This window comes from Nocardia arizonensis, from assembly GCF_001310275.1.
GTDB lineage: Bacteria > Actinomycetota > Actinomycetes > Mycobacteriales > Mycobacteriaceae > Nocardia > Nocardia arizonensis.
The window spans coordinates 127,810-146,078 of record NZ_LGYZ01000027.1 but is presented as its reverse complement, the minus strand read 5'-3'; the positions used below and the strand labels follow the sequence as shown (position 1 = coordinate 146,078).

The following is an 18,269-nucleotide window of genomic DNA, read 5'->3' as shown; positions in this document are numbered from 1 at the left end:
CATGAGCCACCCCCGGAACAACCTACCCACCGATCCGACCGCCATGACGGCGGTGGAATTGGTGTCCGCGTATGGCGCGGGCACGCTGTCGCCGGTCGAGGTCGCCGAGGCCACCCTGGAGGCCATCGCGGCGCGCGACGGCGCCATCAACGCGTTCTGCCTGGTCGACCCGGATCGTGCGCTGGTGCAGGCCAAGGACTCCGAGGCGCGCTGGCAATCCGGTCACGCCCGCGGACTGCTCGACGGCGTGCCGATCTCCATCAAGGACGTCTTCCTCACCGAGGGCTGGCCGACCCGCCGCGGGTCCGCCGCGATCGATCCGAGCGGTCCGTGGACGGTGGACAGCCCGGTCGCGGCGCGGCTGCGCGCGGACGGCATGGTCTTCCTCGGCAAGACCACGACCCCGGAGATCGCCTGGAAGGCGGTCACCGACAGCCCGCTCACCGGCATCACCCGCAATCCGGTCGATACGACGACCACCGCGGGCGGTTCCTCGGGCGGCAGCGCGGCGGCGGTCGCCGCCGGTATGGGACCGGTATCGGTCGGCACCGACGGCGGCGGCAGTATCCGCATTCCCGCCTCCTTCTGCGGCATCGTGGGCTTCAAACCCACCCACGGAAGGATTCCGCTGTTCCCCGCGAGTCCGTTCGGTCCGCTGGCGCACGCCGGACCGATGACCCGCACGGTCGAGGACGCCGCGCTGCTCATGGATATCCTCTCGCTGCCCGATCCGCGCGATCCCACCGCGCTGGCGCCGACGGTGACCACCTTCCGCGGCCAGATGTCACGCGATGTGCGCGGACTCACCGTGGCGTATTCACCGACCCTCGGTTATGCCCGGGTCGATCCCGAGGTCGCCGCACTTGTCGACGCCGCCGTACGGCGGCTCGCCGATGCCGAATTGCGGGTCACCGCGGCCGACCCCGGCTTCGAGGATCCGCGTGCGGCTTTCGAGCTACTGTGGGCGGCCGGCGCGGCGGCCATGCTGGCGAAGTTCCCGGCCGGTTCGCGTGAACTCGTCGACCCGGGCCTGCGCGCGGTATGGGAACGCGGCGAAGGCATTTCCGCGGTCGACTACCTCGACGCCCGCGATGTCGCGGCCCGGCTCGGTATCACGATGGGTGCGTTCCACGCCGCCCACGACGTGCTCATCACGCCGACCGTGCCGATCACGGCATTCGAGGCGGGACACGATGTGCCGCCGGGCAGCGATATGCGCGGATGGGCGGAATGGACGCCGTTCACCTACCCGTTCAACATGACCCAGCAGCCCGCGATCAGCCTGCCGGTGGGGACCACGGCGGCGGGTATGCCGGTCGGGCTCCAGATCGTCGGCCCCCGTCACTCCGACGATCTGGTGCTGGCGCTCGCCCGTTACGCCGAATACGTTCTGTCCGTATGACGCCCGCCGCGTCCGCCCGCGAACGAGCGGACGCGGCGAATCTCAGGCGCGGGCGAAGGCCAGCGTCTGTCCGCCGACACCGTTGCGCCACAGCGCGTTACAGGCCGCGGCGATATCGGCGAGACCGTCCTCGATGGTGGCGAACACATTGCCGGGCACCCAGCCGACGTCGCCGTTGATCAGCAAGTTGTTGCGGCCGTAGAAGATCGCGAGATCGGTCGCGCCCTGATCGTGATGCGCCGTCGATCCGGGCTCGTAACCGTATGCGGGATTGCCGATCTCCCATGGTTCGAAATCGAACAGGCAGACGTCGCCGGGTATCGGGGTCACGGTCGGGTTCTCCCGGTGCGGGGCCGCGCCGATCCGCGGAACCAACGTGTAGACCTCGTTGCGGGCGTATTTGGCGTGGAAGGCATCACCCTCCTGGGGCAGCGCGTTCCACACCGCCTCGCAGGTGCCGGGCGCTTCGGCGTCGAGCAGTCGGGCGCGGCAGCTCACCGCGGATTCGGTGAGTGTGATGGTGATGAAGCGGGCCATGATCGCGCTCCCTACAACTCGGCCAGAACGTCGGACCAGATGGCGAGGGCGTCGTCGATCTGGCTGTCGGTCACGATGAGCGGCGGAATCATCCGCACCACATTCATGTACGCGCCGCAGGTCAGCAGCAGCAGGCCCTTCGAGACCGCGAGCCGCTGCGCGGCCGCCGCCGTCTCGGTATCGGGTTCTCCCGTCGCCGTGGTGAATTCGGCTCCCGCGAGCAGACCCAGTCCGCGCACGTCACCGATGGCCTTGGATGCGTTCGCGCGCAGACCGGTCAGCAGTTGATCGCCGCGCGCCGCGGCGTTCTCGACCAGCTTCTCCGATTCGATGACCTCGAGGGTCGCCACCGCGGCGGCGCAGGCCACGGCGTTGCCGCCGTAGGTCCCGCCCTGCGAACCCGGCCACGCCCGCGACATCAGCTCCCGCGAGGCCGCGATGCCCGACAACGGGAAACCGCTGGCCAGGCCCTTCGCGATGGTGATGACATCGGGGCGGACGTCGAAGTGCTGGTGGCCGAAGAACTTTCCGGTGCGGCCGAACCCGGTCTGGATCTCGTCGACGACCAGCAGGATGCCGTGCCGGTCGGCGCGTTCGCGCAACCCCTGGAAGAAGGCGGTGTTGCCCGGGATGTAGCCGCCCTCCCCCAACATCGGCTCGACGATGAACGCCGCGGTCTCGGCGGGCGAGGTCAGGGTGGCGAACAGGTAGTCGAGTTCGCGCAGCGCGAAGTCGGTGGCCTCGGCCTCGGACCAGCCGTAGCGGAACGCGGTGGGGAACGGCGCCACGTGCACACCGGACATGAGCGGACTGAATCCGGCCGAGAAACGGGTTCCCGAGGTGGTCATCGTCGCCGCGGCCACGGTCCGGCCGTGGAATCCGCCGTGGAAGACGATCACGTTGGGGCGCGCGGTGGCCTGGCGGACCAGACGTAACGCGGCTTCGACCGCCTCGCTGCCGGAATTGGCGAAGAACAGCGCGTCGAGTCCTTCGGGCAGCACCGTGCCGAGTCGCTCGGTGAGTTCCAGCAGCGGCCGGTGCATGACGGTGGTGTACTGCCCGTGGATCAGCTTGCCGACCTGGGCCTGTGCGGCCGCCACCACGCGCGGGTGGCAGTGGCCGGTGCTTGTGACGCCGATACCGGCCGTGAAGTCGAGGTATCGATTGCCGTCGGTGCCGTAGAGGTAGCAGCCCGAGCCGTGGTCGACGGTCACCGGGGTGGCTTGTCTAAGGACTGGCGATAGTTCGGTCATGTGCTCCGCCCTCCGTGCCTGATGTGCCGTCCACGGCGGATGCCGTACGGTCATTGTCTATTGTCGGATTGTTGACAATATGCATAACATGGTCGCAGGGTTCGCAGCAATGGCCGCCTGCTGCGACAGCGACGGGAAGGACCCTTGCCGATGCGCGCCGAGACAATCTCCACCGCCGAGCGCGATGCTCTCGCCTCGGTCCCCACCGGGCTCTACATCGATGGCCGATGGGTCGAGACGTCCGCGACGATGCCCGTCCACGATCCGGCGACCGGCGCCACCCTGCTCGAGGTCGCCGACGCCTCCCCCGACGACGGACTCGCCGCGCTGGCCGCCGCCGCGCGGGCGCAGGCGGGCTGGGCCGCCACCCCGCCGCGGGAACGCGCCGATCTGCTCATGCGCGCGCACCGGACCATGCTCGACGAGACCGAGCGCTTGGCGCTGATCATGACCATGGAAATGGGCAAGCCGCTGACCGAGGCACGCGGCGAGGTCAGCTACGCCGCCGAATTCTTCCGCTGGTTCGCCGAGGAGGCGGTGCGCTCGGACGGCGGCTATCTTCCCGCCCCCGGCGGTGGCGCGCGATTCCTCGTCGCCAAGCAGCCGGTCGGTCCCAGCCTGCTCATCACACCGTGGAACTTCCCCATGGCCATGGGCACCCGCAAGATCGGCCCGGCCCTGGCGGCGGGTTGCACGTGCGTGATCAAGCCCGCCGAGCAGACACCGCTGTCGATGCTGGCGCTGGCCGACATCCTCGACCGGGTCGGCGTGCCCCCGGGCGTGGTCGACGTCGTCACCACCACCGATCCCGGCGCGGTCATGACACCGCTCATCCTCGACAGCCGTTCGCGCAAACTGTCTTTCACCGGATCGACGGCGGTCGGCAAGCATCTGCTCGAACAGTGCGCCCGCACGGTGATGCGGACCTCGATGGAACTCGGCGGCAACGCGCCGTTCATCGTGTTCGACGACGCCGACCTCGACGAGGCGGTGGAGGGCGCGCTCGCGGCGAAGATGCGCAATGTCGGGCAGGCGTGCACCGCGGCGAACCGGATCTTCGCCCAGCGCGGTATCGCCGGCGAATTCGCCGACCGGCTCGCCGCCCGCATGGCGGCGCTGCCCATGGGGCGCGGCACCGAAGCCGGTGTCGTGGTGGGGCCGCTGATCGACGCCGACGCGGTCGCCAAGGTCGAGCGGCTGGTCACGGACGCGGTCGGGCGCGGCGCGTCCGTGCGCATCGGCGGTGTCGCGGCCGACGGACCCGGCCACTTCTATCCGGCGACCGTCCTCACCGACGTCCCCGACGACGCCGAACTGTGCCACACCGAGATCTTCGGACCGGTCGCGGCGATCCTGCCCTTCGATACCGAGGCCGAGGTGATCGCGCGCGCCAACGACACCCCCTACGGGCTCGTCGGCTACGTGTTCACCGAGAACCTGCGGCGCGGCCTGCGGGTCTGCGAGGCGCTGGAGACCGGAATGGTCGGGTTGAATCAGGGTGTCGTGTCGAATCCGGCGGCGCCCTTCGGCGGGGTGAAGGAATCGGGACTCGGTCGCGAGGGCGGCCTGATCGGAATCGACGAATTCCTCGAGACGAAATACATCGGAGTACGCCTGTGAGCCAGTACCGCATCGCGACCATTCCCGGCGACGGAATCGGTGTCGACGTCACCGCCGCCGCCATCGGCGTCATCGACGCCGTGCTACCGGGAATCGAGTGGACCGAATTCGACTGGTCGTGCGAGAACTATCTGCGCACGGGCGCGATGATGCCGCCGGACGGTCCCGAGCGACTCGCCGGATTCGATGCCATCCTGCTCGGCGCGGTCGGCTTTCCCGGTGTGCCCGACCATATCTCGCTGTGGGGTCTGCTCATTCCGCTGCGGCGCGCCTTCGGCCAGTACGTCAATCTGCGTCCGGTGCGACTGCTACCGGGAACCGAATCGGCCCTGCGCGATCGCACCGCCGAGGACCTCGACATCCTGATCGTGCGCGAGAATTCCGAGGGCGAGTATTCCGAGATCGGCGGCACGCACAACCCGGGCCGCCCGGACGAATTCGTCCTCCAGGAATCGGTGTTCACCCGGACCGGCTGTGAACGCATCATCCGCTACGCGTTCGAGCGCGCCGCCGAACGCGGGGGCAGGCTGTGTTCGGCCACCAAATCCAACGGCCTCATCCATTCGATGCCTTACTGGGACAGCGTCTTCGAGCGGATCGCCGCCGACTACCCGCTGGTCGAGACCCGGAGTATGCACGTCGACGCGCTCGCGGCGGAGATCGTGCTGCATCCGTATCGGCTCGACGTGATCGTCGGATCGAATCTGTTCGGCGACATCCTCTCCGATCTCGCCGCCGCGGTCACCGGCGGACTCGGCCTTGCTCCCTCCGGCAATATCAACCCCGACCGCAGTGCCCCCTCCATGTTCGAGGCGGTCCACGGCAGCGCCCCCGATATCGCCGGCCTCGGCATCGCCAACCCGGTCGCGCAGATACTTGCGGGTGCGATGATGCTCGAACACCTCGGCGAACACGACGCCGCCGCCGCGATCGACCGCGCCGTCTGCGACATCCTCGCCGAAGGCGCCCATCGCACCCCCGACCTCGGCGGTACCGCAACCACCGACCGGCTCGGCCGCGCCATCGCCGACCGCGCCGCCACCCTGGTGACCGCCGGAAACGTCAGCTGAACCGTGCACGCGGAGCACGTCGTCGTCCGCCGCCCGGGCCGGGCTGCAATGATGTCCGGTATGAGCTCTCCCGACGAGCCGAAGACGCCGCGCGTGACGGCCGAGGAGTTCGCCGAGGGGGCGACAGCCGAATTCGGTGATATCGAGATCGTGGACGGGCGTGTCATCCGGCTGACGGCCCAGAGCCCGACTCACAGTCGTGTGGTACGGAGATTGGCCGGGTTACTAGAGTCGGCGCGTCGTAGCGGGGGGCCTTGCCTGGTGGTCGATTCCGATGTGGCCGCACGGTTCGCCGACACGGATTCCCCAATGCCGAACCGCAGGTTGAATATTCGCTATCCGGATATCTGGATCCGTGATTGCGAACCATACGACGTGAACAGGGTTCGTGACCACATTCTGCTGGTGGTCGAGGTGACATCCGAATCGACCATAGACGTCGATATCACCGACAAGCGGATTCAGTACGCGGCCGCGGAGATCCCGCGGTATCTGATCGTTCGGCTGGATCAGAAAGAAGAACGCATCGAGGAGATCGAGGACTACCGCTTGGACTGGTCGGGCCGTCGCTATCTGGTGCACACGGTTCATCGACGGGTGCTGCTGCTCGATGATCCGGTCGAGGCGACGATACCGTTCGACGTCCTTGAACAGCCGTAGCATTCTCGGCGGTACCGCCACCACCGACCGGCTCGGCCGCGCCATCGCCGACCGCGCCGCCACCCTGGTGACCGCCCGAACACGGCGGTCCGTGTGCTCGCGGCGCGGAATTCTCGGAGAGTTCGAGGCGACGTGTGGCGAATAAGACGTGGTGAGAGCTCCGGTTGCCTAGGCTTTGGGGGCCGGTCCTGTTCGTCCGGGGGTCGGTACCCGTCGAGTTTCGAGAGGAGCCGCGTTATGCCGCAGAAGAGCTCGTACGAACCGGGGGTCCCGTGTTGGGTCGATCTGGGGACGACCGATATGGAGGCCGCGAAGGGCTTCTATGGTGATCTGTTCGGGTGGCAGGCCCAGACCTCGCCCGATCCGCAGTACGGCGGCTACACCATGTTCACGGATGCCGAGGGTCACGAGGTGGCCGCGGCCATGCCGACGATGGACCCGGGGCAGCCACCCGCGTGGACGACATATGTGACTGTCTCCGACGCCGACGCCGCGGCCAAGAATGTGCAGGTCGCGGGCGGACAGCTGCTGGTGGAGCCGATGGACATCCCAGGACAGGGTCGCATGGCGATCTTCGCCGATCCGATGGGCGCGGTGGCGGGCATCTGGCAGCCGCGCGGATTCCCGGGCGCGGGATTGGTCAACGAACCGAATACCTACTGCTGGAGCGAACTCGCCTGCCGGGATATCGATGCCGCCGAGACGTTCTATCGCGAGGTGTTCGGCTGGGACGGCACGACCAGTGAGTTCGGTGACAGCACCTACACCGAGTGGAAGGTCGACGGCCGCTCGATCGCGGGCATGGTCGAGATGAACGACCAGTGGCCCGCCGAGGTGCCGCCGCACTGGATGGTCTATTTCGCGGTTGACGACTGCGACGCGTCCGCGCGCCGGACCGCGCAACTGGGCGGCTCGGTCTCGGTCCCGCCGACCGACATTCCGATCGGCCGGTTCGCGGTGCTCGCCGACCCGCAGGGCGCGCACTTCTCGATCATTCGCCTCAACGCCTGAATCAGGGCATCGATGACGATGGGCCGGTCGCCGTGGCGACCGGCCCATCCTCGTCAGCCCTCGGCTCGGCCACGACAGCGCCTCCACCAGCACAGGGAACGCCCCCGAGCCGCGAAGTAGCGTGCACTCACCTGTCCAGCGGATATGGACAGGCACCCTTTACAGACGTATTGACACCTGTAATATCCGACAGGCCGGGTCGGCCATCGACCCGAGCCGATTGCGACAGGGAGCCGAACGTCGACCGATGAGGACCGTGATCACTTCGTGCTTTCCCGCCCGCAACTCCTCCGCCGCCCGGAGGTTCTGAACGCTTCGAACGACGTGCTCATTCGGCACGCAGGCAATCGCACCGAGGGAAAGGGCTCCGATGCTCGCCACAGTCATCACGTCAGGCAGGAGTCGGCGCCGATGAGTAACGAATTGCTGCGGCAACCGGTCCACACCGGTCACCTGACCGCGGCCGCGCTCGAACGCAACAAGGACAAGCCGGTGCTGTTCCTCGGCGACACCACCATGACCGGTGGTGAACTCGCCCAGCGCATCAGCCAGTATGTCCAGGCACTCGAAGCGCTGGGAGCCGGAACCGGGGCCGCGATCGGGCTGCTGGCGTTGAACCGGCCCGAAGTGCTGATGACCATCGGCGCCGGCAGCACCCGAGGCTACCGGCGAACGGCGCTGCATCCCATGGGGTCACTGGACGACCACGCCTACGTGCTCGCCGACGCCGGCGTCACCTCGTTGATCATCGACCCGAATCCCGCGTTCGCCGAGCGCGCGCTGGCGCTGGTCGAGCGGGTCGAGTCGCTCACCCAGGTTCTCACGATAGGACCGGTTCCGGCGATTCTCGCCGATGTCGCGGTCGATCTCGCGGCCGCCGCGCAGAGCTACGAACCCCGCCCGCTGACGGTCACGGAGCTCCCGGCCGACCACATCGGCGGACTGTCCTATACCGGCGGCACCACCGGACGCCCCAAGGGCGTCATGGCGACCGTGGGATCGATCACCGCGATGACGACGATCCAACTGGCGGAATGGGAATGGCCGTCCAATCCGCGATTCCTCATGTGCACCCCGCTCTCGCACGCGGGCGCGGCCTTCTTCACCCCGACCGTCGTCAAGGGCGGCGAGATGATCGTGCTGGCGAAGTTCGATCCGGCCGAGGTGCTGCGCACGATCGAGGAAAAACGCATCACCGCAACAATGTTGGTGCCCTCGATGCTGTACGCCCTGTTGGATCACCCGGATTCGCACACCCGCGACCTGAGTTCGCTCGACACCGTCTACTACGGCGCCTCCGCCATGAACCCCGTCCGGTTGGCCGAGGCCATCCGGCGATTCGGCCCGATATTCGCCCAGTACTACGGCCAGTCCGAGGCGCCGATGGCGATCACATATCTCGCCAAGGGTGACCACGACGAGAAGCGGTTGACCTCCTGCGGCCGCCCGACCCTGCTCGCCCGCACCGCACTGCTGGACGAGAACGGCAAGCAGGTGCCGCGCGGCGAGATCGGCGAGATCTGCGTGAGCGGCCCGCTGGTGTCCGGCGGCTACTGGGGTCTGCCCGAACAGACCGCCGACACCTTCCGCGACGGTTGGCTGCACACCGGCGACCTCGCACGCGAGGACGAGGACGGTTTCTGGTTCATCGTGGACCGCACCAAGGACATGATCGTGACCGGCGGCTTCAATGTGTTTCCCCGTGAGGTCGAGGACGTCATCGCCGAACATCCCTCGGTCTCGCAGGTATGCGTCATCGGCACTCCTGACCCGAAGTGGGGTGAGGCGGTCACCGCAGTGGTGGTGCTGCGCGCCGACGCCGCCCGCGACGAGGCCGCGGTCGCCACCCTGACCGCCGAGATCCAGGCCACGGTGAAGGACCGCAAGGGTTCGATCCAGTCGCCCAAGCGTGTCGAGATCGTCGACTCGGTCCCGGTCACGGCTCTTGGCAAACCGGACAAGAAGTCCATCCGGGCGCGCTTCTGGGAAGGCACGGACCGGGCGATCGGCTGACTCCGCGGCCCGCCGGGCGGTTCGCCACGAACTTGTCGAGTTCGCGGCGAATCGCCCGGCGGGGTCGATCCCACCGAGTGCCCGCCTGTTTCACCAACCAGAACGGTTCCGGCGCAATGGCGTACCGTAGCCGGCCCACGTCGCGGATCTGCCTGGTTGGCGTGGCGCCAGCGCCGCCGGATGCGCCGCGCCGATCGAATTCACCTTCGGATAGGCGTTCCGTCCATGGATGCCACCGGATTCGACGTCAGGTCGCCGAGTGCGGCGTCGTGGTCCAGTCCATCGCGGCGGCACGGGATCTGCTCGGGCCGTGTCCCGGTGGCGTCGAACGGCGCCGAGAGTTAGCGTCGTGGGAAGCCATCGAGACGACCCCGACTTCGGTGCGCGCCGCTATCGTCGATGTGTCCGTAATTTCGCGTTGGGGCCGCGATGCCCGCACCGCACGAGCTCCGCCCGCACCCGCCGGTCGCGCGCACCGACCGGTTCCGTCGCCGACACCACCGTCGTTCACCCCGAAGGCAGTTCGATGACACTCAGCACCGGCGCGAAGCGATCCGATATCGTCGCACTCTCCGATCGAGCGGAGACTTCCCTCTGTCCGTTGCGCCCGCTGGAGCGGGACCTGTGGTTGACACCCCTCGCGGACGGCGTGCGCACCGCGCTGGGCCTCACGGGCGCCGCCGCCCACATCCTGCTCGAGTCGCCCGTCGCGACAGCCGTATTCGGGGTCGCGGTCACGGATCTGAAGGTTCTCGGCATCTCACTGCCGCGGCCCAATCCGCTGCGGCTGTTGGATCCGCGGCCCGGGGTGCGCCAGGTTCGGGTGGGCACACTGTCCGCCGCGCTGCCCGAACTCGCGCGACGGCTCTGCGAGCGCGTCGACACCGACCTCGCCGAGCTGCCGCAGCTGCCGGAGCTCTCCGACGCGGCGCTCGTCACCGTGCTCGACAAGGCCAGGACAACCCTGGCCGCACTACACGGCTACCAGGCACTGACCGGAATGTTCAGCGGCAACGGTGAATCCGCGCCGACGGCGGCGGCGATGGCGCTCGACGCCCTCGGGCACGCGCACCTGCGAGGACTCCCGCCGGAGCGCGTCGTGGCGGAACTACCGGTAGTTCTCGCCTTGGCCGCGCCGCGTATCAGCGCGGCACTCGTACCGCCCACCGTCGAACCGTCGACGGCCGAGGATGTCGAATACGGCTCCGCGCTGGGCGAACTCGCTCTCGCCCGCGACACCCTGCGGCCGCGAGTGCGCCGGGTGCAGGAACTCGGGGGTTGCGCCGCGTGGGAGATCGGAAGCCGGATGAGCGCGGCGGGACTCCTGGACGAACCCGACGATGTGGCGCTGCTGCGGTTCGGAGAACTGCGCCGCATACTCGATCTCAGCGGCGCGGCAGCCGGTCCAGCCGGCGAAATACTTCCGCGTGGAGTGATCACGGTGCCCGGCGCTGGATGCCCGCCGTCCCCTGTAATGATCGAGACGGATCAGGGGCCGGTCGCGTAGAATTCGCGCGGTGACGGCCCTGTCAGGGATGAGAAGTCGGGTTGGTGGCCGTCGGCGTCGGCCGGAGGGGCGCTGCGCGAGCTGATCTCGGGCAAGTACGGAGTGGTCGGGCGTGGGTGATCAGAAGTCTGCCGCGGACGAGCAGAAGCAGAGGCTGGATATCCTGCTGCGTGACTACGACCTGATGCGGGGAGACGAACGGAACCAGACCGCAATATATTTCACCACCTTCAGCATCGCGATCGCCATGCTCGTTCTGCTGGCCGGTCTCCTTTACAAGGTCCTGGATGGTTCCGGTAAGCATCTGCCCGACTTCGTCCTGATCGGTGCGCCGCTCATTCCGCTGTGCTTGTTCGTCCATCTGTTGACCGTCGCGCCGGCGGCCGTGGCGAGGGCCTTCTACGGGCGATTGCTGGAGCGCCGGATCCAGGACCTGGTGGATGTGCGTGGCGCGCATACGGGCCTGCGGTTCCCATCGTTCATGGAACTGAACGTGACCTATAGCAAGTTCACGCGGGTCACCCCCTACCGGACCATCCTCGGCCTGCTCGCGAGCATCATTCTCGTTGTCTTCCTCGGCATCACCGCGGCGCTGATCTCCAACACCGTGCACTGGGTGTCGCGGCTGGTCGCCATACCGTTCTACGCGATCACGACCTGGCTCGTCGTCTCGACGTGGGTGGGCCTGAACAGGCGTGGCCGAGCATTTTTCGCAACAGCGCTGGAGAATTATCACGAGGACCGCTCCGATTCACTGCTGCCGAACTCGAAAGGTGTGAATCACTCGTCGCGTAAATTCATTCTCTACCTTCTGGTGCCGCGTCCCGCCGATCTGTCCAAGGCACTGTTTTTTCCCGCCGGTGTCGGGATAGGCAGTCTGCTCGCCTGGCATGTGTTCCCTCTCGATCTCCGATTCTGGGTCATGTGGCTGACGCTGGAGTTCCTGCTGTATTCCGCGCGTTACCAGCTCAACGACATTCGCGGTGTGAGTGAGGATGGCAAGGCTCCGGAGAAGCAGGCGAGAAACCGTCCGCAGATGACGCCGGCGGAAATGAAGATTTCGGCGGCCGTGTTGGTCCTGCGAATCTATGCCGCCTTCCTCGTCGCCATTGCCCCGCTCGGACTTGGATGGAACCTCGTGTGGGCCCTTCTCGGTGTGGCGGTATCGGCGATCGTGTACGAGGTGGCCCGATCGTATGAGCGGGCATGGTATGCGCGAACCAGCGCCGACCGAACCGAGGGTCGCGAGTTGGTGGTGCCGAGATCGCAGCGTGGGGTGGGGGCATTCGTACTCGTATGGGTCGGCATCGGATACCCGGTCCGTACGGCACTCGGTCTCTTCTTCGTGGCCACCGATATCCGGCCCGCGCAGGTTGTGACCGGCATACTCGTCTTCACGTTCTTCTTCGGTCTGCTGTTCGTGACCATGACCTGGGCGTTGGAGTCGGTCAGCTATCTGGTGGAACTGCCCGGCACAGACGATCGGCCCAGGCTCAACTGGGCGATCGTGGAGAAGCCGCACCTCGTACGTCTGTTCGGATCCTTCCGATGGAATAGGTTGCCGCCCATCGGAACCGATGATCCAGTCGCCGAAGAGCCGCCCGGTTCGCATCTCCCGGCGTTCCGGCGGCTGTACGCGGACGGATCAGCGAGGCGGCGCACCGCGTCGCTTCTCGCGCCGTGGAATATGGCGCTGGCCGGCTGCGCCGTCGGTGTGGGGATCATCCTCGCCGCACCGGCGGCGAGGCTCGATTCGGTAGCGCTCTGGGTAACGATCGGCCTGCTGGCAGGGGCCGTGGTCGTCATCTCGGTACGACGGTTCGATCGGATCTGCGCTGTCATGGCGGCGTTGCTGATTCTGTCCTTGGCTGTCGCCGTTGGCAGTTCGTACGCATTCGACAGCAGGCTCGGAATGGCCACCGAAGCAGATATCGGGGTCTGCTCCGTGGCGGCCACCGGTTGGGCGTTCGCGATCGGGTTCACCGTCCTGTTCGGATTCAACACATACCACGAAGTACTACAGATGGTTCCGAAGTTGCTGAGCGGACTCAGGATCGTCGCGAAGAGGACGTTGTCAGGGATCTTCGGCAAGCATTTCGTCGATTCGACGAGATGGTTCGACAAGTCCGTTGGTTAGCGGCAGAGCTTCCCGAACCGCACGTACTGCTGTCAGCGCGGCCGAGCGCGCATCGGGTGCCTGGATGCACGATACCGCTGAACAATGTCCGTTACAGAGTCATCGCCGGTCCGGTTGTCGTACAGGACAACAAGTCGCAAATGGTTGCGTGCCATCGAATAGGGCGAGCGAAGGTGTTGCCGGCAAGGGCGGACCGACCTGAACGCCTTGCCGGGTAACGCCGGAAACGACCGGCGGGCTCCGGCCCGCCGGTCTTCTCCGTGCCTATTGCGTGGTCACCGGGTGACCAGCGAGCGCAGGGCGACGATCGAGTCGCGGCGCTCGTAGGCGATCCAGGCGAAGATCCCGGACAGCACAAGCGGGAAGGGTGCGTAGGACGGCATGTCCGTCAGGAAGAGGTTGGTGGCCGCGGCCAGCAGGGTGAGGATGGACAGGCCGACCGCGGCAAGTCCGCTCAGGCGCCGCACGACCAGGCCGATGCCGCCCGCGATCTCGCAGATGCCCACGAAGTACATGAACCAGATCGAGCCGAGACCGGCCTCACGCATCGCCGCCAAATTCTCCTCAGGAACCATGTCGAGCACTTTCGGCAGGCCCGAGGCGATGATGAAGAAGAGGGCGAGGAAGATCTGGAGTCCCCACAGGACGCGGTTGCGGATTTTGCCGGGGTGGACGGTGGCGATGGTCGCGGCGGCGATGGTGGTCATTGTTCGTTCCTTCAGGGTCGGTTGCGCTGTTCGGTAGCGCGTTCACCTGATAGGACGGCGGCACTCGCGAGGATTCATCGGTCGCGGCGAGAATTGTTCCGCCGCACCTTCAGCGCACGTCGGGCCTCCGACGACGACAGTTCGGGTGGCCAGTTCCGGCCGTAAACGACGGGCACAGCGGATAGGCGCGGCGACGGTGGCGCATATGGGAACCGCGCCGAAAACCAAGCCCATTGCCGACCAGGCATTTTCGCCCGGCGCTGCGGTGCACCGACGGTGCGCCCGGCTGCACGGCCCCTTGCCTCACACTGGGCATCAGCGCATGATGTCAGACGACTCAACACTGGCACCGTGGGGTGCCACACTTCTCACCCGAGGAAGTTCACCATGCGTACACGTACCACCCGAGCACTCGCCGCCTCCGCTATCGTTCTCGCCATCGGCGCCGTCGCCGCGCCCAGCGCGTCGGCCGCTCCCGCTACCTCCGCGCCCACCGCTTCCACCATCGGCTCGGTCGCGGTATGCGTGAACATCCCGGTCGGGGCGATCAGCTTCAGCATCTGCCTCTGACACGGGGCGATCGAGCGCCGGGTCCGTCCGCGGTGACGGTACGGTCGGCCGGGGCGGTCGCCTCAACGGCGGCCGACGACCGGAACCGTCTCCGCGGTCGGGCCGACGGTGAACACGTCGTCCCAGCGCGCGGTCAGCCGCTGCTTCGCCACATCGGGCGGCACGACATCCAACCCGCCGTGCTCGTCCGCTATCAGCAGATCCAGATCACGCAGTGTGCGCACTCCGCCGCCGACCTCGAAATCGAAGGTCGTCGCCCATCGACGCCGGAAGCACTCCTCCACCCGCCGATCGAGCGCCGCGGCCGTCAGTGGCCCTCGCGCGGTGTGCAGAAAGTAGTAGGCCAGGATCGTCTCCTTGACCTCGGATTCCTCGGCGGCTCCCAGTAGCTGGAGGAACACACCCGCGTCGTTGTCGAGGTTGCGGAAGTAGAGGTGTTCCGAGAGCGTCTTCATCAGTTCGATCTTGCGGTTCTTGAATTTCGAGAACTGCCGTACCAGGTAGCCGCCGAGTGCCGCCATTCCCGCGCCGAGCGTCACCAGCGCCGTCTGGTCCAGGCGCACCGATTCCTCGCGCAATCCGATCCAGAAGGCCAGCAGGAGCACCATCAGGCCCAGCGAGGCAATCAGCTTCGTGACGAGCACGATGAGCCCGGAGATCACCGCGGGCACCCCGATCATCAGCTTGTCCAGCGGTCGCATCCGCACCCGGACGTTCGGGTACAGCATCTCGAGATCGTTCTTCGGCACATTCTGGAACAGCTTCAGCAATACCCCGCCACCGGGCCGCTCGGCGTCGCCCCGCGCCCGCTCGGCGAAGGCGATGTACACCAGAACCTTGGAATAGCTGGTGAATTCGATGGTGCGCCGCCGGAGACCATAGAGCCACTTCACCTTCTCGGTACGCCGGGTGACCCCGCGCCGGAAGAACATGACGGTCTCGATATCGTCGTCGTCGACCTCGAGGCGCACCTTCACCAGGGAGTGTTCGGCGAAGGCGCGTTCGATCTCGGCGGCCTCGATGCGGGTGAAGTCGGCGGCCTCGGCGAGTTCGATCAATTCACGCTCCACGATCGCGCGCGCCGCCGCCCGCCCCTCGGCGGTGGGGGTGCCGATCGTGCGCACGTCCTCAGCGGGGTCTACGAGGTGGTACGCGTCGAGCACGGCGTCGCCGCGAGCATGGAATCCGTGGTGCACCAAGGCCGCCAGCAGCCGCGCGAACTCCAGGAACGCCGCGCGCTCCCCCTCCGGCAACTCGGCCGCGCACAGCGCTGTGACCGCGTTCTTGCGGAACGGCAGAAAGTGTTCGGCGTCCATCAGGCAACTCCTCTCGGCGGGCACACCCGTCGGCCCTCACCCTAGAGGCAGCGTTCGTTTCGCCGGAGTCGGGTTCCGGTCGGGATCGCGAAATATCCTCCCGGACAGTGTCGCCGGTCCGCGACTGGGTCCGTAGTCGGCCCGAATTTCGCCGCCGAACCGCCGGGCTATTGCCGGAACGAGGCCGGTTCGTTCACCGGACCGGGGCCGGTCGCGGTGGAGGGGTTGGAAGTACCGGCAGCCGAGTTGCGCAAGCTGCGATGGTCGGGGCCGATATCACTTCCGGTGGGCGACGACGTCGGCGATTCGCTCGCGGGCCGCCTGGGCCTCGTGATGTTCGTTGGCGTAGAGCAGACCGTAGGTGAAACCGTTCTCCCGCGGCTCGGTGCCCGCGACAGTCGCCATGCGCCAGAGGAATTCCGCCGACACCATGCCGTCGTTGTAATCGCCCAGCACGTTCTGCACCTTCTTGTAGTAGGCGACGTTCGCTCGGGCGCGACGGCGTTTGCGCGCCGGTCCGTGCAGTTCGGCGGCGTATCGGGCGCGTTTCGCCGCCTTGCGGGCGCGGTGCAGGGATTCCGCGCTTTTCGTGCGAAGGGCTGTCGCGAGACGCTTGTCCGCCTTCTTCGCCGCACGGGTCGCGCTGTCGACCAGGTCGTGACCGCCGATCGGGCGCGCGAACGGCGGCGCGGAAATCCAGTCGCGCAGAATTGTCAGCAAATGCGAGTAGCGGGCCGTGTTCATCGCCTCGGCGAGTTCCGTCCTGCGCCGGACCTGTCTGCCGAGCAATTCGGCCTCGATACGTCCGGCGACGGGTCCGAGAACCAGTTCCGGCGGAAGGTCGGCGATCTTGTCCGCGAGCCGTCGGCGCTGCACCTCGCAGTCGCGGACCTCACCGAGCACGCACGCGTACCACTTCAGTTCCCGTTCGACCTCCTCGATGACCGCGGCGTCGAACAATGCGCCGAAGACGCGCAGTGTGCTGCGGAGACGGCGGGAGGCGACACGTGTGTCGTGAATGGGGTCGAGGCCGCGGCGCAGTTCGATATCACCGGTGAAGATCTGATCGATTTGCGCGCGGATGTAGTCGTAGACAGCCTGCTCGGCCGATGAATCGCCGCCCGACCGGCGCGAAGGCGGGGACAGCACGCGTGAGAGCTTGGACGGGTAGGCCGAGCGGCGCGCGCCGGCCGCGACGAATGCCGCGGCCAACGGCTCGGGCAGGGATTCGCTCGCCCGACCGAGTTCGACTTCCACCTCGCGCCACACCACGGTGAAGACCGAGGCGTCGACGCGACGGGCCTGTACCCTGTCGTCGTCCACCTCGACGACGCGTTCGCCGTCCGCGTCGAGGACGAGATGGCGCTCCCGCACGGTGCGGATGACCGCCCGCGCGTCCAGTTCCTTGCCGAGTGCGATGCCCGCGACCAACTCGGCGAGCTCAGCGGGCAGTTTCTCCGTCAGCGGTGCGCTCAACTCCAAGCGGCCCCGGCTCTGCGGGATCTTCAGCTGCCAGCCGGACTCGTCGGCGCCTTCGCGACGGCGCAATGTCACGTTCTGCGCGAGCAGATCCAGGTCGACGGTGTCGTAATACGTGGTCGTCAATTCGACCGTTCGCCTCTCGACGCGACCGTTCGGGACTGCGTCCTCGAGTGTCGGGAGGTGGAAAGCCGAATCGACCTCCCATTTGCTCTCCCGTTCCAGTAGGTCCTCCATCGATACAACGTATCCCGGGCGTCACCGGTCAAACAGCCGACCGCGAATATCGTCCCAGAATTCGATCTGCGCCCCACAAGCCACATCAAGAGCGTCCTTCACAATTTCGAGCAACATACTGGTTAACCTGACTCGGATTTCTGTCCAGTACTACTGTCAAGTGCTACAACTATTGAGTAGGCGCCGCCGATCGCCGATCGAGCGACATCACGGCATCGAACCGAAACGGCGGCATCGTCGTGTGGGAGGTTGAAGCACCAGCCCCCGCGCGGGCGCCGCGCCGCAATCCCGGCCGTCACCACTCGACAGCAATCGTGTAGCTGCCGCGAGGTGGGTCGGCCGTCATCACGGGGAGAACACCAGTCATGACCGTGAAACCGCACCTGACCGCGTCACCATCGCGCTCGCTGTCGTCCTCCGATTGCTGCGCTGAACGTCGCCGAGGCGGCCTCCACTCCCGCACCACCGGTGATTCGGCCGATCGCGATATCGTCGTGAAGGTCGTTGCCGCGCACAAGGATCCGGGCGAGGTACGGGCGGGCGAACTGGCCGAGGGCACACCGGTCACCGTCGATGTCGGCGACGACGCCCGCAAGGTCGTCTCCGTCATGGCCCAACACCAGATCCGCCGCGTCCTGGTCCTCGAGGATCAGCGACTCGTCGGGATGATCGCCCAAGCCGATATCGCCGTCGAACTCGACAACGAGCAAACCGGCGGGACGGTCGAGGCGGTCTCCCTGGACTTCTGAG

15 protein-coding genes are annotated in these 18,269 nt (G+C 67.0%); 10 read left to right on the top strand and 5 right to left on the bottom strand.

Annotated elements, in window-relative coordinates:
• Window position 1 precedes the first annotated feature (1 nt).
• Window positions 2-1,402: an amidase gene (locus tag APZ21_RS04670; RefSeq protein WP_082392839.1), complete on the top strand. Its 1,401-nt coding sequence runs from the start codon at window positions 2-4 to the stop codon at window positions 1,400-1,402.
• 42 nt (window positions 1,403-1,444) lie between these two features.
• Here APZ21_RS04670 and APZ21_RS04665 read toward each other — a convergent pair whose 3' ends face one another.
• Window positions 1,445-1,939 (bottom strand): DUF3830 family protein, encoded by a 495-nt coding sequence (locus tag APZ21_RS04665; protein WP_054811948.1) that lies wholly within the window; start codon window positions 1,937-1,939, stop codon window positions 1,445-1,447.
• 11 nt (window positions 1,940-1,950) lie between these two features.
• Window positions 1,951-3,192, bottom strand: coding sequence for an aspartate aminotransferase family protein (locus APZ21_RS04660; RefSeq protein WP_054811947.1), 1,242 nt, complete (start codon window positions 3,190-3,192; stop codon window positions 1,951-1,953).
• 150 nt (window positions 3,193-3,342) lie between these two features.
• On the opposite strand from APZ21_RS04660, the gene APZ21_RS04655 reads away from it, so the two are divergent.
• The 7 genes from APZ21_RS04655 to APZ21_RS04625 all read left to right on the top strand — a co-directional run bounded on the left by APZ21_RS04655 (window position 3,343) and on the right by APZ21_RS04625 (window position 13,210).
• Window positions 3,343-4,812, top strand: a complete 1,470-nt coding sequence (locus APZ21_RS04655; RefSeq protein WP_054811946.1) for an NAD-dependent succinate-semialdehyde dehydrogenase — start codon at window positions 3,343-3,345, stop codon at window positions 4,810-4,812.
• On the top strand, window positions 4,809-5,882 hold the full coding sequence (locus tag APZ21_RS04650) for a tartrate dehydrogenase (RefSeq protein WP_054811945.1): 1,074 nt from the start codon (window positions 4,809-4,811) through the stop codon (window positions 5,880-5,882). Before APZ21_RS04655 ends, APZ21_RS04650 begins: the two co-directional genes overlap by 4 nt.
• Window positions 5,883-6,032: 150 nt before the next feature.
• A complete protein-coding gene (locus tag APZ21_RS04645; RefSeq protein ID WP_239476487.1) occupies window positions 6,033-6,542 on the top strand; it encodes a Uma2 family endonuclease in 510 nt (169 codons plus the stop codon).
• A 237-nt stretch (window positions 6,543-6,779) separates the two neighbouring features.
• On the top strand, window positions 6,780-7,553 hold the full coding sequence (locus tag APZ21_RS04640) for a VOC family protein (protein ID WP_054811944.1): 774 nt from the start codon (window positions 6,780-6,782) through the stop codon (window positions 7,551-7,553).
• Between the two features lie 411 nt (window positions 7,554-7,964).
• A complete protein-coding gene (gene fadD8, locus APZ21_RS04635) occupies window positions 7,965-9,566 on the top strand; it encodes a fatty-acid--CoA ligase FadD8 (RefSeq protein WP_054812042.1) in 1,602 nt (533 codons plus the stop codon).
• A 526-nt stretch (window positions 9,567-10,092) separates the two neighbouring features.
• Window positions 10,093-11,073, top strand: a complete 981-nt coding sequence (locus tag APZ21_RS04630; protein WP_156370659.1) for a hypothetical protein — start codon at window positions 10,093-10,095, stop codon at window positions 11,071-11,073.
• Between the two features lie 112 nt (window positions 11,074-11,185).
• Window positions 11,186-13,210 (top strand): hypothetical protein, encoded by a 2,025-nt coding sequence (locus APZ21_RS04625; protein WP_054811942.1) that lies wholly within the window; start codon window positions 11,186-11,188, stop codon window positions 13,208-13,210.
• Between the two features lie 275 nt (window positions 13,211-13,485).
• On the opposite strand, the gene APZ21_RS04620 is transcribed toward APZ21_RS04625, so the two are convergent.
• A complete protein-coding gene (locus tag APZ21_RS04620; protein ID WP_054811941.1) occupies window positions 13,486-13,917 on the bottom strand; it encodes a DoxX family protein in 432 nt (143 codons plus the stop codon).
• Window positions 13,918-14,304: 387 nt separating this feature from the next.
• Here APZ21_RS04620 and APZ21_RS32715 point away from each other — a divergent pair, with 387 nt between their 5' ends.
• Window positions 14,305-14,487 (top strand): hypothetical protein, encoded by a 183-nt coding sequence (locus APZ21_RS32715; protein WP_082392838.1) that lies wholly within the window; start codon window positions 14,305-14,307, stop codon window positions 14,485-14,487.
• Between the two features lie 62 nt (window positions 14,488-14,549).
• Here APZ21_RS32715 and APZ21_RS04610 read toward each other — a convergent pair whose 3' ends face one another.
• Window positions 14,550-15,803 (bottom strand): TMEM143 family protein, encoded by a 1,254-nt coding sequence (locus APZ21_RS04610; protein ID WP_054811939.1) that lies wholly within the window; start codon window positions 15,801-15,803, stop codon window positions 14,550-14,552.
• 276 nt (window positions 15,804-16,079) lie between these two features.
• Complete coding sequence (locus tag APZ21_RS04605; RefSeq protein ID WP_054811938.1) at window positions 16,080-17,519, bottom strand: CYTH and CHAD domain-containing protein; 1,440 nt, start codon at window positions 17,517-17,519, stop codon at window positions 16,080-16,082.
• A gap of 365 nt (window positions 17,520-17,884) precedes the next feature.
• On the opposite strand from APZ21_RS04605, the gene APZ21_RS04600 reads away from it, so the two are divergent.
• Complete coding sequence (locus APZ21_RS04600) at window positions 17,885-18,268, top strand: CBS domain-containing protein (RefSeq protein ID WP_054811937.1); 384 nt, start codon at window positions 17,885-17,887, stop codon at window positions 18,266-18,268.
• Window position 18,269: the final 1 nt, after the last annotated feature.